Raw genomic sequence first — 23519 nt, 5'->3', positions numbered from 1 at the left:
AGGAGCCACCATGCATTTCAAAAATATCTGCCTGACTGCCATTGCGCTTGTCGTGGCGTCAACTTCCGCCGGAATTACCGTCAGCGAAAAGGCACCGGAATTCGAGACGGTCGACCAAGACGGCAACGCCTGGGCGCTGAAGGATCATCTAGGCGGGAAACATATCGTGGTCTATTTTTATCCCGCCGCCATGACCGGCGGATGCACCAAGCAGGCCTGCAGCTACCGCGACCATATTGGGCAGACCAAGGACCCGGCATTTGAAATCGTCGGCATCAGCGGCGACGCCCCCCGGAACCTGAAATATTTCCAGCAGGCCGAAAAACTCAACTTCACCCTCCTATCCGATCCGGACGGCAAGATCGCGCAGGCCTTTGGTGTGCCCGTCGCATCCGGGGAAAAGAAAATCACCCGCACGGTCGACGGCAAGGAGGTGGAGCTGGTCCGCAGCGCCACCACCGCACGCTGGACATTCATCATCGATCCATCCGGAAAAATCGTCTACCGAAACGACCAGGTCAAAGCCGTGCAGGATCTCGACAACGTACTCGCATTCCTGAAGGCCAAAAAATAAATCCCATGCGGAGTGACATCCAAATGCACGATCGACTATCTGGATTTAACCTCCGGAGGTGATCACTCCAGCTCCACTTGATAGAATTTGACCGACTCGTCCGATGCGGTTAGGTCGGTGTAGGTGTTTTCGGGCGGGGTCGATGCGATGCCCGTGGCGAGCGGGGTGAAAGCGGTGGCGACCAGCGAGGTGGTGGCGTTGATGGTGTAGATGCGGTTGGGCTCGCTTGCCCAGCGGACGATGCTCGGCGCCACCTCGTTGAACGCCAGGTTCGAACCGGCATCCGTTGCATCGGAGCCGCACAGGTATTCCGCCTTGTCGCTCTGGCCATCATCGTCGAAGTCGGAGTCTTCGCCGGCTGTTTCCAAGGATTGGAAGGTTTCCCATTCCCAGTCGTCCTCGATGCCGTCGCCGTCGGTATCCAGTTGAACATTGCCGACCGTGATTGCCCCCGAATTCGTGACCATAAAGCCCCCTGCGGAAGCGATCACGCTCCAGGGATAGGTTCCGTTTTTGCCATAGGCGTGTTGTGCCAAGGCAGCGGTCGAACCGCCCCCATCGCCAAAGTCCCAGGCATAGGAAACGGCATCGGTACCGTTCGACACCGTGGCGAATGCCCAGAACGGAAGCGCCGTGCGGGCAACGGCGTTGGATGGAACGAGCGATTCGCAAACGAGTATGCAGGCCCCCTCCGCCACGGATACGGTGACGGTTGCCAAATTGGAATCCCTCCTGCCGACGCCATCCCACGCCGCGAAGGTGAACGAGTCCGTTCCGGTAACGTTCAGAAAGGGATAATAGGTGGCGGTTGAGCCAGACAAACCGACCGTTCCGTTCTGCGCCTGCGATACGATCCGCAGCTCGCCCTTGTCCGTTGTCAGCGGAATGGCCACCGGCATATTTGCGGTTGTGGCTGCGCTGGTCGAAACAACCACCGGCGGACTGTTCGGATTGGGTGCTTCCGAGTTAGGGCCGTTGTGGCAGGTGTAGCAGCCGACGCGGTAGCCTTTCCAAAAATGGATGGGCCCAATGCCGTCCCCGAAAACGAATTGGCGTTCCCCTTGGGCCAGCGAGAGCACCGTGCCGGAAAAATCCGTCCCGTGGCAGGCTTTGCACGATGCAACACCAATGTTGCCATCTTCCTTAACCTGGCCGTGGAACCACTCCTCCGGACGGCCATCAGCCTTCCTGGCAAAGGCCGTGTCGCCAACCGGGTGCATGCCGTGCGGGCCGCCGTTGAACGTGAGCGGATCGTACACGTGGCAGTTTTTGCACTCGATCACCGTGCCCTTGTGCCCCTGCATGTCGATGTTCTGGATATTGTCGTTGGTGTGCGCGGAGGGATAGATCGCGTGCGGCGAACCGTGGCAGGCCGAGCACTGCAACCCACCATGCCCCGTCGAAAACCGATAGAGCGTATTGGCCGGATGCGCGAAGGTGCTGTTGACCGCCACGCGCTCGGCGCCGCCCGGCTCGAAGACGGACAGGTATCGGATTTCCCCGTTGTTGTCGGTGGCCGTTCCGGTGTGGCAACTCTGGCAGCTTGGTTCGTCAAACCAGCCATTGCGCGAGACCGCACCCACATCGCTCATCTGCCCATGGCAGCTTTGGCATTCGATGGCGAGCCCGCCATCGGCGGCCACCGCAGCGCCCATCGCGCCGCGGAGGCATTGGGTGGATGAGCCGGGATGGCACCGGTAGCAGGAGTCGCGGTTAAGCGAACTATCGAGAACCAACCCGGAAGCCGGATCGTTCACCTGGCCATGGTGCGCATGCATGGCCTGGGTCATGGTCGCCACCACGTTGGTGTTGGCCGGCACCGGCAGCGCATTGGAGTGGTGGCAGCGGGCGCAAAGGATCGCCGTTTGGTCGGCCACCACGGTTGGGTAGAGCCCATTGGTGTTGAACCCCTCCTCCAGCAAGGCCTGCGCATAGGCCGGATTCCCCACCTGCTTTTCGTCGTGCAGGCGCAGGATGTTGAGCTTGATGTCCTTGTCGTGGTCGGGATGCCACCGCCAGCCGAGCAACGGGCGGGCATCCGGCGCACTTCCGGACTGGTGGCAGGCGGAGCAGGTCATTTCGTCGGAGACCGGTAGCACGATCTTGGTCGATGCCCGCTCCGTTCCGAACGTATCGCGCACCACGATCTTCATCATGGGATAATAGTTCACCTTGCCGGCATCGTCGAAGGGGGTGATGGGAATCCCCTCGCCGGTGAACCACTGGTGCGCCGGCTCATAGACCATCGGTTGCGGCGTGTTGGCCGTGCCCGGCATCGCGACGCCCGCCAGCCCGACATCGTTGGAGGGCTGCGCACCGAACATATCGGCAACGTGTTCCCAAAAGTTGCATTTGTCGGCCGCGGTGGTGTTGATCGAGCCTGCGGGATCGGCGACGGCCTCGAAGGTCACGGCCACGACGTCATCGCCCACCGGTTCACCGTCAAGCAGCACATGGGCATGGATCGTGTTATAGGGCGGCAGGATCGAGAAGACCGAAAAGTCGGTTCCGTCCATGCAGTGCATGCCGAGGTCGTTCCACCCGATCACCTGCCATTTTTGCGCCTGCGCCGAGGCCGCAAAAACCATGAGCACCAACAAGGCCTTCTTCATATCCGCACCTCCGAATGCGAGAGAGGATATCAAGCCGTTCAGGCATGTAAATACCTATTTACCAAGCCCAAAGGCACGATTCAATTAGCCGCGAGTCATCTATTGTTTTTCGGGCTGGAACGCTGGGCTTGAAACAAAACAGGTGACTCGGTTTCATGTATCCGAACTAATCCACCAGTTCGGTTCGGTAGAATTCGGCGGCAGGGGCGTTGGTGGCATCGCGGGTGCGGATGGCGTAGAGGGTGCCTGAGGCATCGTACATTTCGAGCGTGCCGTTGAGGTTCGTCCAGCTGCCGGTGAGGTTGGTGCTGGATTGGAAGTCGAAGAACTGATCCGGCTCTCCGCCGAAAAGGAACAATTCATAGACGGTATCCACCGCGTTGGTATCGACGGCGATGCTCTGGCTGTAGTCCAGCAGCAGCACCGGGGTGGTTTGCGGCACGATCCGGTTGCGCAGCGTAACGCCCTCGATGCCGGCCAGCACCAGCTGCCCATCCTTCGTTGCGGCGGAGAACAACGACTTGCCCGTCGGCAACGGAAGCTCCGACCAATCCGCAAGGTTCGTGCTCGTGAGCAATGTGCCCTGGTAGCCGGAAACAAACCATTGGCCATCCGCATAGGCAACATCCGTCAGCCAACGCGTCGATCCGCTGGCGCGGGGTGTCCATGTTGAACCATCCGGGCTGGTGAAGATGGTTCCGTTTTCGCCAACCACCACAAATTGGTTTTCAATCCACCGGACGCGGTAGAGCCAATCGGTCGTGGCCATGGGGATCGCGCTCCAGGAAGCACCATCCGTTGTTGAACGAATCAGTGTGCCTTCGTTGCCCACGGCAACGCACACGCCGGAGCCGATGGCGCCGCTGGAAAGGAAGTTCGCCGTTGGCGTGGCGCGCTCCGTCCAATTGGTGCCATCGGGACTGGTGAACACGATGCCGGCCTCGCCGGTTACAATGAAAAGGCCATCGGTTGCGGCAACACCCTGCAGCGAATTCGTGGTGAACGACGCCAGGTTGGTCCAGACGACGCCATAGGTTTGGGCCACGATGTTCGTGGCGACGGCCCCGTTGGTGACGGATAGTTCCTGCAGGCCCGCCTGGCTAACCAGGACGTTGCCGGCGTTGCCGACGGCCACCAATAGATTGGAGGTTCCCCCCACGCCCAGCAACACGGTATTCGTGTGCGAGACGGGAACCACTTCCTGGTCCCATAGAATCCCGTCGAGGCTGGTTTTTATGTGTGCCAGGTCGCCGACTGCGATGTAGATCCCGTTCTGCACCGTCATGTCCCAGAGCCAGGCGTGGGAGGAATCGTCTGGGGAAGGCTGCCATGCCCAATCAATGCCATTGGTCGAGGCGCCTTCCATTAAAAGTCCTGTGCGGCCCGCAACGAGCCACGAATTCGCTTTGCCATGGGCCGAAAGATAGACCCATGCGGGCGGTGTATTGGTGGGCAGATCATTGATCTGGTCCACCCAGCTTGCCCCGCCATCGATACTGGTTCGCATCTCCTGGTCTCCGACGAGGAGCAACCCTGCGTTGTTCATTGCGACATCATAAAGATCGTTGGTTGAACCACTGGCCATGGACGACCAAGAGATTCCGTCGGCACTGTTCAACAAGGTTCCCTTGTTGCCGACGGCATAGAATTGGCCGCTTCCGCTTGTGCCCAGGAAACGGACACGGTTGAGGTGTTCCGGGGTGTTGCTGGTTTTCAGGCTCCACGACGCCGCGGCTTGGGATGCGCGTAGAATGGTTCCGTTTTCGCCTACCGCAACAAAGCCGCCGTTGCCTGCCGCAACGCCGCGCAACCATTCCTCGGTATTGGAGGTGGCGGAAGTCCAGCTTGAGCCATTCGTGCTGGTGTAGATCATGCCCCAGTCGCCGACGGCAACAGCGCGCTGGCCGGAAACCGTGACGCCCTCGAACCAGTCGTCGTAGACGAGTGCGGGGGAAAGGGAGGCCTGCTCGAAATCAACACCGTCGTCCGACCAAAGAATGGTTCCGCTCTCACCGGTGGCAATGATGCGGTCGCCGAGCAAGGCGGTGCTGCGCAGATAGTTTTCGGTTCCGGTGTTCGCCGGGGCCCATCGACCGTCCGAGCGCTGGACATACAGCGATCCGCCATCGCCCACCTGCACCGAGAGATCGGTCGAGACCTTCATGTCCATGACATTGTTGCCGTGCGGCAACGGGTTCGACCAGCGCCAGCGTTCATCGCGCACTTCAGCGGAAACGGGCCGGGAAAGGAGGGCCAGCAGGCAGCCGATGACGATAGCGGATGGAACGCATGCTTTTTGCTGTCGTTGTCTGCTGATCTGCCACGTTTTATTCATGCTGGCCATCCGGGTGGGTTGTGGATTGTTCGAAGAAGAATGCCTCCCGCAAGGGAGGCATTGTCGATTCCCGCAAGGGGAATTATCGTTCAAAGGAATTAGTCGTCGCCACGGCGCGTGCGATCGCGAACCTGTTCCTTAGCCTGTTCCATGACTTCGTCGTGGGTCGGCAGTTCCTTGCGCATTTCCTGGAGGCGCTGACGCAGTTGCAGGCGGTCGCCGGATTCATCCTTGAGCTGCTCACGGAGCTGCTGGCGCAGGGCATCGCAGTCTTCCTTGGTGCATTCAGCGAGTTCCTTCTGCTTTTCCTTCAGTTGCTCCTGGTATTTTTCACGAGCCTGGGTCATGTCCTTGACGGCTTCCTTCACTTCTTCCGGAAGGCCTTCCTTGAGCTTGGTGCAATCCTTTTCGAGATCGGGCGTACAGGTCTGCAACTGGTCGCGCTGCTGGATCTGGTCTTTGACCGGGCCGGTTCCTTCGCCGGCTCCTTCACCTTTTGCCATGGTCAGGCTTGCACATGCCAGGGTTGCCACGGTTGCGATAATCAATTTAGTCTTCATGATGCTACTTCCTTTTATTGGGTCTCGACGGCTCTATGCCTGCCACCCCCTATTGCATGCAGTGTGCCAACCAACTTTTGTCCAAAAACACTAGGTAAAACGGACTTTACCAAAAACCGGAGTCCCGTTTCGGGTGGTGGCACCCAGCACAAAAACGGGCGGTCCGGGCGGCACCGCCCAGGCCTTCCTAATCCGGCGGGTCCAGGCAGACGTCCATCGGGAGCTCCAGCAGGAAAACGCAGCCTGCGGGGGTGGACTCCTCGAGTTCCAGGGAGGCCTCCAGATAATCGGCAATCTGCTTCGAGATCGCCAGCCCGATGCCGCTTCCGCCCTCGCGCGTCGATTTGCCCGGCAGGAACAGGTGGTCGAGCTGATGGTCGGGGAACCCGGTTCCGCCGTCGCGCACGCGGAAGCAAAGGATGTCGTCCCGGCGCGAAACGGAGAGCGACACCCCCCCGCCGGGCGGCGTTGCCTCGATGGCGTTTTCGAGCAGGTTGACCAGAATCAGGCTGGCCAGGTTGGCGGTACGGCTCGAAAGCGTGCAATTGCCTTCGGCCTGGAACGCAACCATCACGTTCCGCTGGGAGGCGGTGGCGGCGACCCGCTTTTGCACATCGTCGCCGAGCTCGGTTACGGTAAGCTCGTAGGTGGCTTCGCCGCGGGCATCGCAGAGCACTTCGAGCGTGTGCTCCACCATCGACTGCATCCGGCGCGAAGCCGTGAGCGCATCCTCCCAATCCTGCAGGTCGGCCTCGGTGGAACCGAGGTCGTTGCGCGAAACAAAGTGCGAGAGGCTGGCCAGGGGATTCTTCAGGCCGTGCATCAGATGGGCGGAAATGGCGCCGACCGCCGAAATGCGCGCCGTTAGCGCCAGCTCATCGTTGGCCCGCTGCAACCGTTCGCCATGGCGGGCCAGTTGCCAGTTGAGTTTTTGCACGCGCCGGAAGGCCGGCCACAGCATGGCCACCAAAAGGACCCCCGCCATTGCAAACGTGGTGGCACCGATCTGCACCAACCGGGAATCGAGCCGGGCAAACTCTTCGGCCATGCTTTGGCCCTCGATGATGAACTGCGCCGCTCCGGCCAGCTTTTCGGTGTCGCGCTGATGCAAGGGAATGGTGACCTGCAGCACGGGCACGCTCGAAATCCGTCCGGTGGAGAACGAAGGGAGATAGATGAAAACCGAATCCATCGGCGAATGGGGCAAAAACCTTCCGTGGGGTTCCAGCTCCCAGATGGAATCGAACGCCTCCTCCTCCAGCGCCTGGGGCATGATGGTGGCCGGGAACGTGTCGCTGAAGTCGCCCTGTTTGTCGAAGAAGCGAATGCCCATCACCCCGCGCAGGCGCGATGCACGTACGGCGGAATCGAAGCCGATCTGCATGTCGGTACGGATGTCCTCCCCATCGGGGGCCAGGTCGAGCTGCTCCATGAGCGTGGTGGCGTGGAGCGCTTCGGCATCGCGGCGGATCATCTGCTCGCGCACCAGATCGCGCACGAAGAACAGGCCGGACACAATCGTGACCGCCAGCACCCCCAGGGCAATGGCGATCCCCCAGGCGAACGCCCGGCGCGAACGCGGAATGAATTTATCGAGATGGATGGCTTCGGTCATGGTTGCCCAACGTTCTAGAATTCATACCCTGCACCGCAGTTGACCATCCAGCTGCGGTATTCATCGAACGGGTCGTTGCTCATGTTCCATTCGTGTTCGCCGGCGGTGAACAGCTTCCAGTGGTCGCCCAGCCAACGAGTAATCGAGTAGTCCAGCGTGGCATAGGAGCGGTAGCGGTGCTCGTTGTCGATCAGCTGCTCCCGGTAGTAGTACCAGCCGAAACGCGCGGCGGCCTTGATTTCCCAATTCCCCTTGCTCCACCAGACCTGTTCCCGGAAATACAGGCGGTCATAGTCGAAATAGCCCGAACCATTGTCCCGGCTCGCCATGAAACTCACCCGGCTGGTGGTTCGCCAATGGCGGTCTTGGTCCCAATAGTGCCGCCACTCGCCATCGACCTCGTTTTGCAGGTAGGTCAGCTCGGTGCCGGGCACACTGGAACCCCCGCTGTCGTACTGCTCGCGGGTGTCGTAGAGGCGCCACATCGGAACATAGCCCACCGAAACCTCCGAACGGTTGCCATAGTTGCGGGTCAGGCGGGCCTCGGCCTCGGCTTCCCAATAGTCGTCCAACGTGTGCTCGAACACCTGCCGGAGCACGGAAGCTTCCACCTGCGCCTCCCACTTGCCCATCCGGTGCATCCAGTATGGCCGCAGATAGGCACTGTGCCCCAGCACCAGCACCCGGTTCACATCCACCTCGGTCACGGAGGCATCGAGGATCTGGTGCTGGTAGAGATAGTTGGCCTCCAGCCCCGTCTCGTTCCGGTCGCCGACGGGCTCGATGAGCTGCACCGTGGCGGAGATGAATTGCTCATAATCCACCGAAGGCGCATCGACATAGCGCGTGTCCTCGCCAAAAATATAAAACATGAAAAGCGAACCCGAATCGGAATAGCGAATGAGGCTGGCATCGACCGACGACTGGAAAAACGCACTGCTTTCGGTCGCGATGCTCGAACGCAAGACATTGTCCCGATGGCCCACGGCAGCCGAGACCGACCCTTCCGCCTCCCAAATCACGACCGGAGACAGATTGGAGCCTTGCGCCCCGGCCGACCAGGCAAGGCCAACGGAAGCGAATGCAATGATGCGCCGAAGGTTCATGGCTTTTCTTTCCGGTCGCCGTGCAGCCGGTAGCGGATGAAGTCGCGCGTTACGCCCAGCATCCGGGCGGCCTGGGAGGCATTGCCACCGGATTGCTTGAGGGAAAGCTGCACCAGGCGGTTGATGGCATCCTCCATCACAAACTCTTCCTTGGTGAAATCGTAGGCCGGGTTCAGCCAGTCGCCCGGATCGGTGGCGGCGGAAGCGCCCTGCCCCCCGCCCCCGGTGAGATGGGCGAAATCCAGCACGGCGGCATCGTCGAACACCAGGCCGCGCTCGAGCTCGTGCGCCAATTCGCGCACGTTGCCCGGCCAGCGGTAGGCCAGCATGCGCCGCTTGCCCTCTTCCGTGATTTGGCGGAGGGGCAGCCGGTGCCGCTTGCAGAGCTGCTGGAGCATGCGCTCCGCCAGCTGGAGAATGTCGGTACCGCGCTCGTGCAGCGCCGGCAGGTTGAGGCGGAACAGGTCGAGGCGGTGCAGCAGGTCTTCGCGAAATTCGCCCGACTCCACTGCAACGCGCAGGTCGCGGTTGGTGGCGGCAATCACGCGGACATCGATCTCGATCTGGCGCGTGCCGCCAATGCGCCGGATGTTGCGGTCTTCGATCGCCGTGAGCACCTTGGCCTGGATGCCGGAAGAGAGGCTGGGGATCTCGTCGAGGAACAGGGTTCCGCCATGCGCCGCCTCGAACAGGCCCTGGCGCGTGGCGCGCGCATCGGTGAAGGCCCCCTTCTCGCTGCCGAAGAGTTCCGACTCCGCCAACGATTCCGGCAGGGCCGAACAGTTCACCTCGATCATCGGCTGGTCGGCCCGCGGCCCGTTGCGGTGGAGCCACCGCGCAATCGTCGATTTGCCCGAACCGGTCTCCCCGGCAATCAGCACCGGCGGCAGGTGGATACCCAACCGGTTGTCGGCGGCAATGATTTTATCGAGCCGCTCGCGCAGTGGAGCCAGCGAGTCGCCGAAATAGAAGCCGGACCCATCCTCGGTTTCGCGTTCGTGCTCGGCCGCCCGCGAGGACTGGCGCATCTTGCGCGCGCGGCGCATCACCAGCGGCAGCAGGCCGGGATCGAATGGCTTAACGAGATAATCCAGCGCACCAAGGCGTATGGAATCAATCGCCCCCTCCACCCCGCCCTGGGCGGTCATCACCACCACGCCGGTGCTTTCCGGAACGGTTCCTTCGCGGATGAGATCGAGCCCGATACCGTCCGGCAGGTGGATGTCGAGCAACAGGAAATCAAACTCGGTATCGGAAAGCTTGTGTCGGGCGGCCTCCAGCGTTTCCGCCCCGGCCACCTCCGCGCCGAGGTTTTTCAAATGGGCAATCAACCGGCGACGAAGCAGCGCCTCGTCGTCGACCACCAATACACTGAGTCCGGCAAGCGATGTTTCATTTCCATTTTCCATGGCATAACCAGACATGATTAAAACACTTAGTCAATTATAATCATATACATGGCGCACTCGTTGGAATGAGGATCAAGATATGTATTGATGGGTTCGGTTGCAGGGATGCCTGACTTGAGCACCTGGAAGCCTTCCACCAGGTTGGTGCTCTTGTGCACGGAATAGGTATGGCCGGCGGAGCTGTACCAACTTACGGCATAACCGGTTGCCTCCCCGTCGAGGCCACAAATGGCGAATATGGAGTCGGGATCGACGGGGGAGGTTCCGGCAAGTTGTTCGTGAAGGTTGGAGAGACCGTCGCCATCGAAGTCGTCGTCGGGGTCGACGCTATCAAAATCAACAAAGCCATCGCCCGGATCAAAATCGATGATCATTTGCTCGAACGAATCCTCGAGTCCATCGCCGTCGGAATCGTTCGCGATAGGCGGCAAGGCGAGGACCGCCGTTCCGCCATCGTCGGCGGAAGCATAGACCACGTTGCTCGAAAGCGTCAGCCGCAGGGCGCGCACCAGCGGCGTTAGGTTGGTGACCGAAACCGGGGTCAGCGGATCGGAAAGATCGACCAGGTTCCAATCCAGCAAGCCCTGCGTCCCATCCACCGCAACGGAGTGTACCGCGCCGGTGCCCAGGATGAGGTTGGTACCGCAGACATCCAGGTCGAAAACATGGTTGGCCGAAACAAAACTATCGACCACGACCGGCGTTGCCGGAGTGGAGATGTCCAGCTTGCGGACGGTGTAGCCCTCGGCAACATAGGCAAAGGAATCGGTTGCCCCGACGCATCGGACAGCCCCGGGGGAGGATGGGGTGTAGGTGCCCAGATGCACCGGGACAGCCGGAGAGGACAGATCGAACAGCTCCAGCCCCACGAGCGGATCGGCAACGAGGAGCGTGGTTCCCGCAACGGCCACGTCGAGCGCGTTGCTGGCCGGTACGGATGCCACTAGGGAAAAGTCCGACAGGTCGAAGATGCGCACCCCTTGGTTGCCGGCGGCCACGTAGGCCAGGCCGTTGGCGATGGCCGTCGAGCGGCTACGCGCCACGCCGGTAAAGGTGCCGAGCAGGATTTCGGTGGTGGTGTCGTATATCGAAAGGCCGCCGAAACCTTCGGCGACATAGAGCCGGTCGCCCTCGATGGCCATCCCCGCCGCGATCCCGAAGGTCGGGATGGCGGGGGCGTTGGTGGTGGCCGACATGGTGGCCCTATCGACTTGGGTCAGGTTGCCCAGGCCATCGACCACGTAAAGCGTGCTGCCGTCCGACGCCATGCGGTTGCCGAAGGCGACCAAGTCGTAGCCTCCGGTCACGGCCAGCGAAGCATCGAGCGCAATCACCCCGTTAAAGTGGTCGAGCAGATACACGGCCGAATCTTCCACCACCACATCCATGGCCGGCCCATTGGTGAGGAAGCCGCCGGTCGAGGCGAGCGTTGCGGCATCGAGTTCTTGCAGTCCGGAAACCCCGTCGGCGAGATAGAGGGAAGAACCGCCCCGGGCGAGGCCATAGGCATGGCCCGGGGAATCGTACGTTGCGGAAAGCTCCATTCCCGGCAACTCAACCTTGTGGACGCCGGCCTCGCCGCACGCCGCGTAGAGCGTTGCGCCGTCCACGAGAATATCCTCGATCAATCCGGGCAGAGCCCGCGTCGAAACCAGGCGGGGCGCCGCTGCGTCCGACACATCGACGTGCAGCAGGATTTGCCCCGCCCCGACATAGGCGTTGGTGCCATCGGCGTCGACCGCCGCGCAGAACCCTCCAATATTGCCCAACGCGGTCGCGGCCGCGTACAGTCCAACTAAAAGCCATTGTCCTTTTTTCATGCCTGCCACTCCTCAATCAGATTTTCGACGGTTCGCACCGCGCCCTCGACGGCCTCCCGAACCGCGTCCGACAATTCCATGCCGTGCTCCAGCGTTGCCGGCTCCACGCCGACGAGCGTCCAATCCATCATATCTTCGCCGGGTTCCAGGAACCGCAGCGCCGTCTTCAGCCCGAGCGAATGCACCGAGAGCGTGTAGTCGTTTTCGAATATGTCGTCGCCGGAGATCAGATAGACCGTTCCGGGTTTGCGTCCGGCCTTGAACGCATCGACCACAACAATGTGGTCGGCCCCGCGCAGACAGTCGGCGGTATGGATGACGGCGGTGCCGGCATCGATCAGCTCAACGCCCTTGAGCCCGCGTTTTTGCAGCTCGTGCAAAACGTGCACCCCCACGCCATCGTCCGACATGAGCAGGTTGCCCATGCCGACCACCGCAATGCGTTTTCGTTGTTCGGCAATCATGCTTCCTCGATCCGAGTTCCGTAGCGATCAACAATATAGACCTTGCCCTTCCGGTCCGGGCGCATCACGTGCGTTGCGCAATCGAGGCAGGGATCGAACGAATGGACCACGCGCAGCACTTCGACCGGTTGGTCGGCCTTTTTGACCGGCGTGCCGATGAGGGCTTCTTCCATGGGGCCTCGGTTTTGCTCGGCATCGCGCGGCGAGCAGTTCCAGCAGGTGGGTGTGATGACCTGGTAGTGCGAGACCACGCCGGACTCCACGCCGATCCAGTGCGCCAGTGCGCCGCGCGGGGCCTCGGTTAGGCCGACGCCGCTGGCGGATGCCGGCACAGCGGTTGGGGAATAACCGGGGGCGTCCACGCCAACGGCATCGAGCCAACCCTGCATGGCCAACGCAATCTTCAGGGCTTCCTGGGCGCGAGAAAGGTGGCGGTCCATCACGGATACCCCGCCCGCATAGTCGCCATTGACCTTCATGCGCGAAAGCGGTCCGCACTCATAGTTGACGCCGGAATAGCGCGGCGCCTTGAGCCAGGAATAGGCCTCGCCCTTCGGATGCACTGGAATGGTGTCGCCGACCGACGGATGTTTGCCGTCGGTGGTTTGGTCGTACCACGAATAGGTGACCTGTTCGGAAATGTTGTTGGTATCGAGGGCCTGAACCGTTGCCGAGCCGTCGTTGATCAGGCCGGCCTCAAACAGGGTTCCGCTTCCGGATTCGTTGTCGAACACGCCGTAGGACATCAGGTTGCCGTAGCCCTTGCCGATGCTGAAATAGTCGGGATAGAGCGAGGCCAGCAGCTCGACATCGGGAAGCAGCGTGCCCTGGATGAACGTGGTGATTTCGGTGAGCAAGATCTGAAAGCCATCTTTGTCGTCCTGCGTCGAAACCGCCGTGAATCCGCCGGCAATGAACGACGGGGTGTGCGGCAGCTTGCCGCCATAGATCGCGCCCATCTCGTGGCACTTGCGGCGCAGTTCGATGGCCTTTAGATAGTTCCCTTGCAGGCGCGCCTCGGTTGTGGCATCGAGCCGGCGGCCGGTGTCCCAGCCGGGTTGCCACGGCGCCATGGCCGGCCCCTTGATGTAGTCGAGCAGGCTGAGGATGTAGAAATGCAGGATGTGCGATTCGAGGAAGCAGGCGCCGTGCACCAGGTTGCGCATCATGATGCCGGCAGTCGGCGGCGTTACGCCGAAGGCATTGTCGAGCGTGAGGGCGGCGGCCATGCCGTGCGATGTGGGGCAGACGCCGCAGATGCGCGAGGTGATGTTGGGTGCGTCGCGCGGGTCGCGGCCCTCCATGATTTTTTCGAAGCCGCGGAAGAGCGTGCCGACGCAATGGGCATCGACCACCTGCTGGACGCCGTCGATGGTATCGATTTCAACATCGACCTTCAGATGGCCTTCGATGCGGGTGACGGGATCGATGGATGCTGTGATGATGGGCATGGCAAATCTCCGCTGGACTAGCTTGGGTTGCTGTAGGGTTGGAAGAAGGATTGCGAATCGGGAAACTCGGGTTCGACGCAACCGATGCAGGGCGAGTTGACGCCGATGCACCAATGGCCGTTGCCTTCCGTTCCGTTCCAGCAGCTATCGCACTTGGCCTTCGTCCACTGCCCCCGGCAACCGAGGTCGACGAGGCACTTTCCGTCGGTATCGTCGAAGTCCGTTGCCCGATTGGTGTTGAACGCCGACTTGCGCGGGCAGGATTGGTGGATGGTTTCCCAAACCCCGGAGCCTCCTCCGCCGCCGCCCTGGCGGGGCTGCTGGTAGAGCGCAACGGGCCGCTGGTCGGCATCGAGATCGACCGTATTGCCGAGGAGCAGCTGCACGACGGCCCATACCACCCAGTTGGGATTGGCCGGGCATCCGGAAATATTGATGGTGTCCGCTCCAATGTGCTCCGAAACCTTGATGACGCCGGAGGGATTGCTTCCAGCCGCCGGGATGCCGCCGAAGCTGGAGCAGGTTCCCGCGCATATCACGTGCGAGGCATGCGCCGCCATTTCGGTGACGGCATCCGCATAGGTGATCTCCTGCCCCTTATAGCTGTAGGCCACGCAGCAGTGGCCGTTGAAGGCGGTTGGCACGCCGCCTTCGAGCACGAGAATATAGTTGCCGCGCTTGGCGGCATGTTCGAGCACCGCGCCGCAACTTTCGCCAGCAAAGGTCATGACGGTGGCGTGGTGGGTGAGGTTGATGGCTCCGGCGAGCACCTCGACCACGGTTTCGGGCGCCGTGTCGGAGATATAGTTCAGGAAGGATACCGAACAGCCGGTGCAGGAGCTCCCGTGCAGCCAGATGACTTCCGGTGCATTCGGATCGGCCAGGGCCTCGTTCAACCCGGCTAAATCACCCGGCGTTAGGCCAATGACGCCGGCGGCAACGCCGCAGTATTCTAGAAATCGTCGCCTGGATAGATTCATCGTATGCCCCTGTTAATAGACCTGTTCTATGGTTACCTACACCGCCCGCCGCCCGAAGGTCACATGCGGATCGGTGCCTTTTAAAACTTCTCCGCATCGTTGAACCTGCGCGGCCTTCTCCGATGGCGCGGCGCAGGTTTCTTGTTGGGGCGCGGCTTCATCCAAAGATGGGTGAATTGATAGCGCCCGAATGCGGCAACCAAAAAGATGAGCGAGGTGGCCACCGAAATGAAAATGAGGGCCTTCAGCTTTTCCTCGCCGATCTCCCCGCTCTTCACCCGCACATAGATCATGCCGAAACAAAATATCCCGCCGAGCAGTGAGACGACCGCGCCCACAAGTGCGGGGAAAGCCGGACGGTGCCTGTACATGAGCGGTTTCATAACGATAAAAAAGCCAGCCATTGAAAGGAGAATCAACAATGGCTGGAACCTCCTCTTTTAAATTTCCGGTCAGCGTCCAAGAATGACGTCGACTTCTTCCTGCGAGATGTACTGTGCTTCGTACAACCCTTCGATATGGTTTTCGATGTTGCCCACGAAGGCCACCAGATGGTTTTCCGATCCGGCCAGCAGGTTGGCATAGACATTGTCGATGTCGCTCTTGTCGGTGCGTTCCATGGCCAGCCAGATATCCTCGATATCGACTTCCTCGATCAGGGCGCCCACGTAAAGGGCTTCGAGCTCCGACTGCCCGCCAATGGCGACCAGGTCGTCATACAGGTGCTGGAGCTCCTCGTTTTCGAACTCTCCTATGCCATTGTCTCCAACGGGATCGACGAGGCCATACTTTTGAATCAAAGCCAGCACCGAATCCGTATGCCGCTGTTCCGACTGGGAAATGTTGTCGAACACCTGCGTGCCCCACAGGGTGTAGAAGGTAAGGTATACATCGCGTGCGAGCTTTTCCTCCTCGCGCATGAACAGCAGGTCGTCGGCCTCCGCCTCGGTAAGGGCTGGCACCGTGCCGCCGCCCCCTTTGCCTTTTCCCTTTGCGGCAACCACGGGTTCGAGCATCCAACCCGTAATCATGCTGCCCACGATAATTGCCAATAATGTGCTTCTGTTCATGGTGATTCTCCTAACAATTCTCGACGGTTCCAACACGGTGCTAACGCACGGGGTGTGCCAAGCGCAATTCACTGGGGTTTGGGGAACTTCGCGCCCCCGGATGGGCGGCATCGCCCATCCGCAACTGCGCGGCGTCGGGCGCTGACGCCCAGCTATTTCCCGAGGATGGCATCGACCTCCGCCTGCGGCATCTTTTGCGCCGCATAGGTTTTCCCGGAGACGGATTCATAGTTTCGAACGAAGGCGTTCAAATGCCTTTTCGATCCGCCTTCCAGCGCTTCGAGCACGGAGCGAATGTTTTCGTTCTGCGTCTGCCCGATGGCCTCTTGGAGGTCGAGGATGTCAACCTCCTCGATCAACGCGCCAACGAGATAGGCATCCATGCGCGAGATTGACCCGCGCTCAACCAAGGCGTCGAAAAGCTTTTGCAGTTCGGCGTCGCTGAACGCGCCTGCTTTTTCTTTCACAGGGTCTTCCAGCCCGTACGCGGTCAACAACCCTAGAACGGCATCCATGTGGTGCTGCTCCGCGCGCGGAATGTTGGTGAACACGCGCTGGTCGTAGAGCTTGGCCATGGCGTTGTAGACATCGCGCGCGAGTTTTTCCTCCTCGCGCAGATAGAGCAGATGCCTGGCATCGGCTTCCGTCAACTTCGCATCCGCCTTCACGGCCGGTGTTGCCGCGCACCCTTGGCCACAGGCGTCCGCCTGCCTCCCGTGGCGATGCCGGTTTTGTTTCGCTCCGGAAAACGAAGCCGACAGGAGGAGGACTAAAACGAGGGTGGTTTGCGGTTTCATGGCATGTTCCTTAGTTAAGGTTGACGCAGGGCACTATGGCCCTGCGGTTTTTCCCGGTGGACCCATTAGGCGCCGCAAGACCCCTTGCCGGCCTTTTTGCGCTGCTGCTTCTTCTCGCAGTCCTTGGCGCAGTCTTGTGTGCAATCCGCTTTCTTTTGATCGCAGGTGCATGCTTCGCCGCAAACCTGGTCGCAATCCTTGGCGCATTCCTGGGCGGCTTTCCCGTTGCAGGTGCCGTTGCCCTTGGCTTCGACCATTGCGGTTGTAAGGGTGATGCATGCGGCGAGTGCGATGATGTATTTCAGCTTCATAACCTTGCTCCTTGGTTGGTGTTTATTGGTTATGGAAGCAGTACACCCGGCCACGCCGATTCGTCACAACCAAAGGAAGGGGATTGAATGTTCCCCTCACGAATTCCAAAGGCGCTAACCACAAAGACACGAAGAACTCAAAGCTACAGTCCGAACTTTGTGTACTTCGTGCCTTCGTGGTTGATATCCCTGCAAGGAAGATACCTGTTCCTATGTGAAAGTGGTTAATGCGTGAAATGTCGTAATGGAGTAAGGGCGGGGCGGCGGGGTGGAACCCGGCTACTTGTCGGCGGAGGCCCAGAGGGTGGCGTGGATGGTTTCGAAATCCTTGCCTTCGCGGAGCCCGGCCTGGAGGAGATCGACGACGCGGAAGACCTCCGCGCCGGAGAGGTCGCGATCGAGGCAATCGTTCATGATGTGGACAATCTGCGGGTTGGCGAAGCCGGCGAGCTTGAGCGCTTCGCCGGCCTCGACCACATGGATGAGGCGGCCGTAGCGGAAGCGGCCGGGCCGGGAAAAGGTTTGTTCAAGCGCGTCGGCGGGAAGCCCGCTTTCCAGCGCCATGCAGGTGTGCATGACAAGATGGGCGTGCTGCCCGCCGCGGTGGTTCCGCGCGGCCATAATCAATTGGTCGGCCTGCCGCATGCAGGCCAGGCGCCGGTCGGCGGCACCGTGGACTTCTTTCCAGGCAACATGCTTGGCGAGCCCCTCCTCGATCTTAAGGAAAATGCAGTCGGAAGGCAGTTCTTCGTCGTGGGCGGCATAGACCGGGCAGAAGAGGTCTTCGGCTTCGGCCACCTTCAGGCCGGCGGAACGGCAGGCGGCGATGGCCCGGCCGACCCGCTCCTCCGTAAAGCCCATGCGCAGGTTTTTCTCGCGAAGATCCTGCCAGTTTTTCGAAGGAGCCTCGACGGGACTCGCCCAGGCCAGGTCGCAAAGCAGTAGACTGAAAACGATCCACCTATGCATTGTCGTCCTCATAATAGTTGATCACGGTGTTTACCCGGCCAAAGCCATCGGGGCGGTGGGTCGCCCCCTTGGGGTCGGCCACCCAGCGCTCGCCATCGACCAGGAAAATATATTCGTGCCGGCCCTCCGGCAGCTCGACGCTCGCCGTCCAATGGCCGGAGGCATCGGGCCCGTTGAGCACAATGTCGCCCATCTTCCAGTTGTTGAAGGTGCCGAGCAGCTCGACCTTGTCGGCGCCGGGGGCGTGGAGTTCGAAATGGAAGCCGACGCGCCCCTGGATTTTGGCGGGCTGGAAACGGCCCATGGCAAGGAGAATGAGCACGGTGGCCACCGCGCCGGACAATGCGGGCGCAATCCAGCGCCCGTTCGAGGGCCACCAGCCGCGCGGTTGCGTCTTGCGCCATTGCGGCAGCGCGGCCATCACCTGGTCGGCAAAGCCTTCCGGGGCCTGCGTCCGGTGCTGCTTCAACTGCTCTGCGATGGGATCTTTATTTTCCATGGTTCAACATCTCCGCCAACTGCTTCCGTGCCCGCATGACGCGCATCTTGGCCGCGCTGACCCCGATGCCCAGGATCGAACTGATTTCCTCGTAGGCCATCCCTTCCATGAACTTCAGCCGCAACGGCGCGCACAGTTTGGGCGGCAGCTGCGCCAGCGCCTCCTCCAACGGCTGGTAGTCGGGCGGTGCGGCATCCCCGGCAACGGTCTCTTCCTTTAGATAGTTTTCCTCCACCCGTCTCCGTCGCATCCGCTTTCGGAACAGGTTCTTCGTCTGGTTGGCGCAGATGCGCAACAGCCACGACTTGAAGGAATAGTCCGGATTGTACTGTTCCAGCTTTGCATAGGCCCTGATGAAAGCTTCCTGCGCCATATCCGCCGCGTCCTCATGGTTGCGCGTCATGCCCACGGCCAAACCGTAGACCGAGTCCTGATGACGGCAGACCAGTTCCGCAAAGGCGTCCCTGTTTCCATCCAGGCAAACTGCCACCAGCTCCTGGTCTGTCCGTTCATCTTTCATAAGCCATACACTTTTCCGTGATTGCAGGTCACATTGAAACGTCTGCTTCAGCAAATAATCAATTATGCCGCTAAAAAAACAGTTACAAAACCATGGATTGCAAAAAAAACGCTTACGAAGGATATCCTCAACCATCGTTTCAGCTCGCCAGCGACACATTAGAAAGTTTTTATATTTTAATCTATTGACATATTTGAATATCTGCATATGTTAATCCCCATGGCAACGAAACAGACAGAATGCGCACTGGACAAGATGGCGCCGGAATTTGTGGGGCAGGCGGCGGATATGCTGCGGCTGCTGGCGCACCCGGCGCGGCTGCGCATCGTGGATGCGCTGAACTCGATGGGCGAGCTCTCGGTGCACGCGATCACCGAGCATCTGGACATTGCGCAGGCGGCGACCTCGCAGCACCTGAACCAGATGCGGCGGGTTGGCTTGGTGAAAGCCGAACGGCGCGGCAAGGAGGTTTGGTATTCGATTGCCGATGCGCGCCCGATCGCCCTGCTCAACTGCCTTTGCAATTGTTGCGAAAGAAATGAATAGACATTAATACCGGTTGCTTTATAAGGTTTTTCCGATTTCAGCGGCCAAACCAACCGAGAGGTAGAAGAATGAAACGTTTGAAAATGACCACTTTCAGTGTTCGATTCCCCTGGATCATCATGGTCGTTGCCTTGGCCATCACCGTTTTCTTCGGCGCACAGTTCCCGAAGGTCTCGTTTGATAACGATCCCGAAAACATGCTGGCCGAGGATGAATATATCCGCGTTTTCCACAACGAGGTGAAGGCGCGCTACAACCTCTACGACTTCGTCATCGTGGGCATCGTCAACGAAGAGCACGAGGACGGCATCTTCAACGTCGGGACGCTCGGCAAGATCGACGCCCTCACCCACGAGCTGATCAGCCTGCACCAAAACGCCGACGGCAAACCGGAAGTGATGCGCGGTGGACAGCCCTATGCCCCGGCGCTCGAATCCGACAGCGCATGGGAACGCGGGCTCGCCAAGGTGTTCGGCAACGATGTCAACCGCCTATTTGCCGAAGACGGTTCCTCCGCGATCATCGCGCCGGAAATCATCAGCCCCAGCGTGGTCGACAACATTAAGCAGGCCGACCGCGGGCAGCTGGCCATCGAATACCTGATGGAAGAAGCGCCCACCACCCGCGAGCAGGCGCTCGCCATCAAGACCGATGCCATGAACAACCCGCTCTACAAGGGCACGTTGGTCTCCGAAGACGGAAAGGCGATTGCGCTCTACATCCCGATCACGGAAAAAACCTTTTCGTACAATGTCGCCAACCTCATTGAAAACCTGACGGCCGATTGGGATGAAGCCGACCAGGTCTACATTACGGGCCAGCCCGTTGCCCAGGATACGTTCGGCGTCGAGATGCTGGTGCAGATGGCCACCTCCGCCCCGCTGGCCGGACTGGCGATCTTCCTGCTGCTGCTCTTTTTCTTCCGCCGCTTCTCGCTCATTATTGCGCCCATGCTCGTGGCGATCGTCAGCGTGGTGGCCACGATGGGCCTGCTGATCGGGCTCGGCTTCGACGTACACATCATGAGTTCCATGATTGCCATCTTCCTGATGCCGATCTCGGTGGCCGACTCGGTGCACATCCTCTCCGAGTTCTTCGACTCCTACCACCAGTTCCGCGACAAGGCGAAGACCATCAAGCATGTGGTCGGGCACCTCTTCATGCCGATGCTCTACACGTCGCTAACGACCATCGCGGGGTTTGCCTCGCTGGCGACCACGCCGATTCCGCCGGTGAAGGTGTTCGGCTTGCACGTTGCCTTTGGCGTTGCCCTCGCCTGGCTGCTGACGATGACGTTCGTGCCCGCCTACATCATGTTGTTTGTCCCCAAGAAAACCCTCGACCAATTGAAGCCGGTGGAAGCCGAAGACCACCATGGCCTGCTCGGCCGGACGCTCGGCCGCCTGGGGCAGGTTTCGTACAAACGCTGGAAGCTGACCCTCGCCCTCACGATGGCCGTACTTGCGGTCTCCGTGGTGGGCATTTCGAAGATCAAGGTGAACGACAATCCGGTGAAATGGTTCACGGCGAACCACCGCATCCGCGTGGCCGACCGCGTGCTGAACGACCACTTCGGCGGAACCTACACCGCCTACCTCACGCTCAAACCCGCGCAGATCATGACGCTGACGTGCGCCGAGCGCATCGAGATGATGCGCGATGCCGCCATCGAGCGCTTCGGCGACACCCTGCCGGATGCCTCGGCCACCTTCCTCGCGATCCTCGACGACACCAACGCCAAGTTCCAGGCGCTGAAGAATGCCGACATCGAACGCTGCTTCGTCGATCTCGTTGAAACCGCTCAGGGATTGGACGAACAGGTTTCCGGCGCATGGAACGCGCTCGGCGACGAGATCAACTATCTCGACCCCGAGGGACTGACCTATGCCAAGCTAACCGCCGCCACCGCCAACATCGGCGACGAAGCCACCCGCAAGGTTTTCGCGGAACGCATGAAGCCGTTCGAGTCGCTGGCGGGGGAAGAGCTGCAGAACAAGTCGCTCGACATCATCGATGGCTATGCGGCGCTCTCGTTCGAGGATTTCCTTTTCGAAGCGCGTGCCGATTCCGCCGCGCCGGCCTTCAAGCGCCCGGAAATGCTGACCTATGTCGAGCGTCTTCAGGCGTTCATGTCGACCATCCCGGGCATTGGAAAATCCAGCTCCGCCGTCGATTCGCTCAAGAAGGCCAACTTTGAACTCAACTATATCCCCGAGGCCCCCGCCGACCGCAACGCGGAGTTCAACACCATTCCGCCGAACCCGTCCGCCGTTGGCCAGGTCTTTGCCCAGCTCGAAGGCATGAAGAAGAAGGACAGCCTCTTCCATCTCATCACGAAGGACTACAACGAGGTCAACGTCTGGATCCAGCTCAAGAGCGGCGACAACACCGACATGGTGGCGGTCGTCGGGCAGATCGAGGCCTGGATGGCCGACAACCCGGCGCCGGCCGAACTCCATGTGGGCTGGGCGGGACTGACCTACCTCAACGTCGTCTGGCAGGATAAGATGGTGGCCGGCATGATGAATGCGCTGCTCAGCTCCTTTGTCGTGGTGCTGATCATGATGATGGTGCTGTTCCGCTCCTTCCTGTTCGGCTTGCTGGCCATGATCCCGCTGACCGTGACCATCACCTTCATCTACGGACTGATCGGCTGGGCGGGCAAGGACTACGACATGCCCGTGGCCGTCCTCTCGTCGCTGACGCTGGGCCTCAGCGTCGACTTCGCGATCCACTTCCTCGAACGGTCGCGCGAACTGACCCGGAAGTTCGGCAGCTGGAAGGACGCGGTCTGGCACATGTTCCAGGAACCCGCGATGGCGATCAGCCGCAACGCGATCATTATCTCGATCGGCTTCACGCCGCTGCTGTTTGCGCCGCTGGTGCCCTACAAGACGGTCGGCTTTTTCCTCGCCACCATCATGGCGGTGTCGTGGATCGCCACCCTCTTCATCCTCGCCGCCCTCATCACCGGGCTTCAGAAATGGTTATTTAAAAACAACGAAACCACTAATTCACACTAATCTTCACTAATCAAGAATCCGATTAGTGCCAATTAATGAAGATTAGTGGTTAGAGAATAGGAGACAGAACAATGAAAAAGTTGATCACAGCAATAGCAACAGTAGCAATCGCATCGAGTGTCTATGCCGAACTGAGTGTTGATGAAATCGTAACGAAGGCGAACGATGCCGCGTATTATGCCGGCAACGACGGAAGCGCCGAAGTTGAGATGAAGATCATCGATAAGTCCGGCTCCGAACGCACGCGCGAGTTTTCGCTGTTGCGCATGAACACCGAGGGCGGGAACCAAAAATTCTACGTCTACTTCAAGAAACCCGCCGACCTCTACAAGCAGGTCTTCCTGGTTTGGAAGGAAACCGCCGAAGGCAAGAACGACTCGCGCTGGATGTGGCTGCCCGCGCTCAACCTCAAGCGCGAAATCGCCCCGGGCGACAAACGCACCTCGTTCGTTGGCTCCGACTTTGTCTACGAGGACGTCTCCGGCCGCAACCTGAAGGAAGACAACCACGAACTGGTCGAAACCACCGCCACGCAGTATGTCATCAAGAATACGCCGAAGGATGCGGGCAGCGTTGAGTTTTCCCACTATATCGTGAAGATCGACAAGGAGACCTTCCTTCCGCGCCATGCGGAATACTTCGACAAGAACGGCAAGCACTACCGCACCGTCGAGGCCACCAAGGTTGAAACCATCCAAGGTTTCCCGACCGTCACCGAATCCGTCGTGAAGGATCTCAACTCCGGAGGCTCCACCGTCAACACCTTCAAGAACATCCAGTACGATATCGGCCTCAAGGAAAATATCTTCACCGAGCGCTTCCTCCGCCGGCCGCCCCGCGAAGTGACGAGATAGATAC

Annotated in this window: 21 protein-coding genes; 4 read left to right on the top strand and 17 right to left on the bottom strand. The window is 60.2% G+C overall.

Annotation, left to right across the window (positions count from 1 at the left end; genetic code table 11):
• Nucleotides 1-10 precede the first annotated feature (10 nt).
• Nucleotides 11-574: a peroxiredoxin gene (locus E9954_RS28915; RefSeq protein WP_136082771.1), complete on the top strand. Its 564-nt coding sequence runs from the start codon at nt 11-13 to the stop codon at nt 572-574.
• Nucleotides 575-636: 62 nt separating this feature from the next.
• Here E9954_RS28915 and E9954_RS28910 read toward each other — a convergent pair whose 3' ends face one another.
• From E9954_RS28910 to E9954_RS28830, 17 genes are all read right to left on the bottom strand, one after another.
• Nucleotides 637-3186 (bottom strand): PKD domain-containing protein, encoded by a 2550-nt coding sequence (locus E9954_RS28910; RefSeq protein ID WP_136082770.1) that lies wholly within the window; start codon nt 3184-3186, stop codon nt 637-639.
• Between the two features lie 166 nt (nt 3187-3352).
• Nucleotides 3353-5521 (bottom strand): beta propeller repeat protein, encoded by a 2169-nt coding sequence (locus E9954_RS28905; RefSeq protein WP_136082769.1) that lies wholly within the window; start codon nt 5519-5521, stop codon nt 3353-3355.
• A 98-nt stretch (nt 5522-5619) separates the two neighbouring features.
• The gene (locus tag E9954_RS28900; protein ID WP_136082768.1) at nt 5620-6081 is read right to left on the bottom strand and encodes a hypothetical protein; all 462 of its coding nucleotides are present in this window, start codon (nt 6079-6081) and stop codon (nt 5620-5622) included.
• A gap of 187 nt (nt 6082-6268) precedes the next feature.
• On the bottom strand, nt 6269-7696 hold the full coding sequence (locus E9954_RS28895) for a sensor histidine kinase (protein ID WP_136082767.1): 1428 nt from the start codon (nt 7694-7696) through the stop codon (nt 6269-6271).
• A gap of 14 nt (nt 7697-7710) precedes the next feature.
• Complete coding sequence (locus E9954_RS28890; RefSeq protein WP_136082766.1) at nt 7711-8802, bottom strand: hypothetical protein; 1092 nt, start codon at nt 8800-8802, stop codon at nt 7711-7713.
• Nucleotides 8799-10211, bottom strand: a complete 1413-nt coding sequence (locus tag E9954_RS28885; protein WP_168442672.1) for a sigma-54-dependent transcriptional regulator — start codon at nt 10209-10211, stop codon at nt 8799-8801. The genes E9954_RS28890 and E9954_RS28885 overlap by 4 nt, the downstream gene beginning before the upstream one ends.
• Nucleotides 10212-10237: 26 nt before the next feature.
• Nucleotides 10238-12031, bottom strand: coding sequence for an LVIVD repeat-containing protein (locus tag E9954_RS28880; protein WP_136082764.1), 1794 nt, complete (start codon nt 12029-12031; stop codon nt 10238-10240).
• A complete protein-coding gene (locus tag E9954_RS28875) occupies nt 12028-12495 on the bottom strand; it encodes a hydrogenase maturation protease (RefSeq protein ID WP_136082763.1) in 468 nt (155 codons plus the stop codon). Before E9954_RS28875 ends, E9954_RS28880 begins: the two co-directional genes overlap by 4 nt.
• Nucleotides 12492-13946 carry a nickel-dependent hydrogenase large subunit gene (locus tag E9954_RS28870; RefSeq protein WP_222847359.1) on the bottom strand — a complete coding sequence of 485 codons (1455 nt, stop codon included), beginning with the start codon at nt 13944-13946 and terminating at the stop codon, nt 12492-12494. The genes E9954_RS28875 and E9954_RS28870 overlap by 4 nt, the downstream gene beginning before the upstream one ends.
• Before the next feature lie 17 nt (nt 13947-13963).
• Nucleotides 13964-14926, bottom strand: a complete 963-nt coding sequence (locus E9954_RS28865) for a hydrogenase small subunit (protein WP_136082762.1) — start codon at nt 14924-14926, stop codon at nt 13964-13966.
• Nucleotides 14927-15006: 80 nt separating this feature from the next.
• Nucleotides 15007-15297, bottom strand: a complete 291-nt coding sequence (locus E9954_RS28860) for a hypothetical protein (RefSeq protein WP_136082761.1) — start codon at nt 15295-15297, stop codon at nt 15007-15009.
• A gap of 81 nt (nt 15298-15378) precedes the next feature.
• Nucleotides 15379-15996, bottom strand: coding sequence for a DUF2202 domain-containing protein (locus E9954_RS28855; RefSeq protein WP_136082760.1), 618 nt, complete (start codon nt 15994-15996; stop codon nt 15379-15381).
• A gap of 152 nt (nt 15997-16148) precedes the next feature.
• Nucleotides 16149-16793, bottom strand: coding sequence for a DUF2202 domain-containing protein (locus E9954_RS28850; RefSeq protein WP_136082759.1), 645 nt, complete (start codon nt 16791-16793; stop codon nt 16149-16151).
• Between the two features lie 65 nt (nt 16794-16858).
• On the bottom strand, nt 16859-17104 hold the full coding sequence (locus tag E9954_RS28845) for a hypothetical protein (protein ID WP_136082758.1): 246 nt from the start codon (nt 17102-17104) through the stop codon (nt 16859-16861).
• Nucleotides 17105-17383: 279 nt separating this feature from the next.
• Nucleotides 17384-18073, bottom strand: a complete 690-nt coding sequence (locus E9954_RS28840; RefSeq protein WP_136082757.1) for a hypothetical protein — start codon at nt 18071-18073, stop codon at nt 17384-17386.
• Nucleotides 18066-18572 carry a glycogen-binding domain-containing protein gene (locus E9954_RS28835; protein WP_136082756.1) on the bottom strand — a complete coding sequence of 169 codons (507 nt, stop codon included), beginning with the start codon at nt 18570-18572 and terminating at the stop codon, nt 18066-18068. Before E9954_RS28835 ends, E9954_RS28840 begins: the two co-directional genes overlap by 8 nt.
• Nucleotides 18562-19092, bottom strand: coding sequence for an RNA polymerase sigma factor (locus E9954_RS28830; RefSeq protein WP_168442671.1), 531 nt, complete (start codon nt 19090-19092; stop codon nt 18562-18564). Before E9954_RS28830 ends, E9954_RS28835 begins: the two co-directional genes overlap by 11 nt.
• 219 nt (nt 19093-19311) lie before the next feature.
• On the opposite strand from E9954_RS28830, the gene E9954_RS28825 reads away from it, so the two are divergent.
• From E9954_RS28825 to E9954_RS28815, 3 genes are all read left to right on the top strand, one after another.
• On the top strand, nt 19312-19638 hold the full coding sequence (locus E9954_RS28825) for an ArsR/SmtB family transcription factor (RefSeq protein ID WP_168442670.1): 327 nt from the start codon (nt 19312-19314) through the stop codon (nt 19636-19638).
• A 68-nt stretch (nt 19639-19706) separates the two neighbouring features.
• Nucleotides 19707-22661 carry an efflux RND transporter permease subunit gene (locus tag E9954_RS28820; protein WP_136082753.1) on the top strand — a complete coding sequence of 985 codons (2955 nt, stop codon included), beginning with the start codon at nt 19707-19709 and terminating at the stop codon, nt 22659-22661.
• Nucleotides 22662-22732: 71 nt separating this feature from the next.
• Complete coding sequence (locus E9954_RS28815; RefSeq protein WP_136082752.1) at nt 22733-23515, top strand: outer membrane lipoprotein-sorting protein; 783 nt, start codon at nt 22733-22735, stop codon at nt 23513-23515.
• Nucleotides 23516-23519 lie beyond the last annotated feature (4 nt).

This window comes from Pontiella desulfatans (assembly GCF_900890425.1).
Taxonomy (GTDB): domain Bacteria; phylum Verrucomicrobiota; class Kiritimatiellia; order Kiritimatiellales; family Pontiellaceae; genus Pontiella; species Pontiella desulfatans.
This window is presented reverse-complemented; position numbering and strand designations above follow the sequence as displayed.

Bases quoted from the DNA above. Each gene is read 5' to 3' on its own strand.
- E9954_RS28915 (WP_136082771.1), top strand. From the start codon at position 11: ATGCATTTCAAAAATATCTGCCTGACTGCCATTGCGCTTGTCGTGGCG.
- E9954_RS28910 (WP_136082770.1), bottom strand. From the start codon at position 3,186: ATGAAGAAGGCCTTGTTGGTGCTCATGGTTTTTGCGGCCTCGGCGCAG.
- E9954_RS28905 (WP_136082769.1), bottom strand. From the start codon at position 5,521: ATGAATAAAACGTGGCAGATCAGCAGACAACGACAGCAAAAAGCATGC.
- E9954_RS28900 (WP_136082768.1), bottom strand. From the start codon at position 6,081: ATGAAGACTAAATTGATTATCGCAACCGTGGCAACCCTGGCATGTGCA.
- E9954_RS28895 (WP_136082767.1), bottom strand. From the start codon at position 7,696: ATGACCGAAGCCATCCATCTCGATAAATTCATTCCGCGTTCGCGCCGG.
- E9954_RS28890 (WP_136082766.1), bottom strand. From the start codon at position 8,802: ATGAACCTTCGGCGCATCATTGCATTCGCTTCCGTTGGCCTTGCCTGG.
- E9954_RS28885 (WP_168442672.1), bottom strand. From the start codon at position 10,211: ATGGAAAATGGAAATGAAACATCGCTTGCCGGACTCAGTGTATTGGTG.
- E9954_RS28880 (WP_136082764.1), bottom strand. From the start codon at position 12,031: ATGAAAAAAGGACAATGGCTTTTAGTTGGACTGTACGCGGCCGCGACC.
- E9954_RS28875 (WP_136082763.1), bottom strand. From the start codon at position 12,495: ATGATTGCCGAACAACGAAAACGCATTGCGGTGGTCGGCATGGGCAAC.
- E9954_RS28870 (WP_222847359.1), bottom strand. From the start codon at position 13,946: ATGCCCATCATCACAGCATCCATCGATCCCGTCACCCGCATCGAAGGC.
- E9954_RS28865 (WP_136082762.1), bottom strand. From the start codon at position 14,926: ATGAATCTATCCAGGCGACGATTTCTAGAATACTGCGGCGTTGCCGCC.
- E9954_RS28860 (WP_136082761.1), bottom strand. From the start codon at position 15,297: ATGTACAGGCACCGTCCGGCTTTCCCCGCACTTGTGGGCGCGGTCGTC.
- E9954_RS28855 (WP_136082760.1), bottom strand. From the start codon at position 15,996: ATGAACAGAAGCACATTATTGGCAATTATCGTGGGCAGCATGATTACG.
- E9954_RS28850 (WP_136082759.1), bottom strand. From the start codon at position 16,793: ATGAAACCGCAAACCACCCTCGTTTTAGTCCTCCTCCTGTCGGCTTCG.
- E9954_RS28845 (WP_136082758.1), bottom strand. From the start codon at position 17,104: ATGAAGCTGAAATACATCATCGCACTCGCCGCATGCATCACCCTTACA.
- E9954_RS28840 (WP_136082757.1), bottom strand. From the start codon at position 18,073: ATGCATAGGTGGATCGTTTTCAGTCTACTGCTTTGCGACCTGGCCTGG.
- E9954_RS28835 (WP_136082756.1), bottom strand. From the start codon at position 18,572: ATGGAAAATAAAGATCCCATCGCAGAGCAGTTGAAGCAGCACCGGACG.
- E9954_RS28830 (WP_168442671.1), bottom strand. From the start codon at position 19,092: ATGAAAGATGAACGGACAGACCAGGAGCTGGTGGCAGTTTGCCTGGAT.
- E9954_RS28825 (WP_168442670.1), top strand. From the start codon at position 19,312: ATGGCAACGAAACAGACAGAATGCGCACTGGACAAGATGGCGCCGGAA.
- E9954_RS28820 (WP_136082753.1), top strand. From the start codon at position 19,707: ATGAAACGTTTGAAAATGACCACTTTCAGTGTTCGATTCCCCTGGATC.
- E9954_RS28815 (WP_136082752.1), top strand. From the start codon at position 22,733: ATGAAAAAGTTGATCACAGCAATAGCAACAGTAGCAATCGCATCGAGT.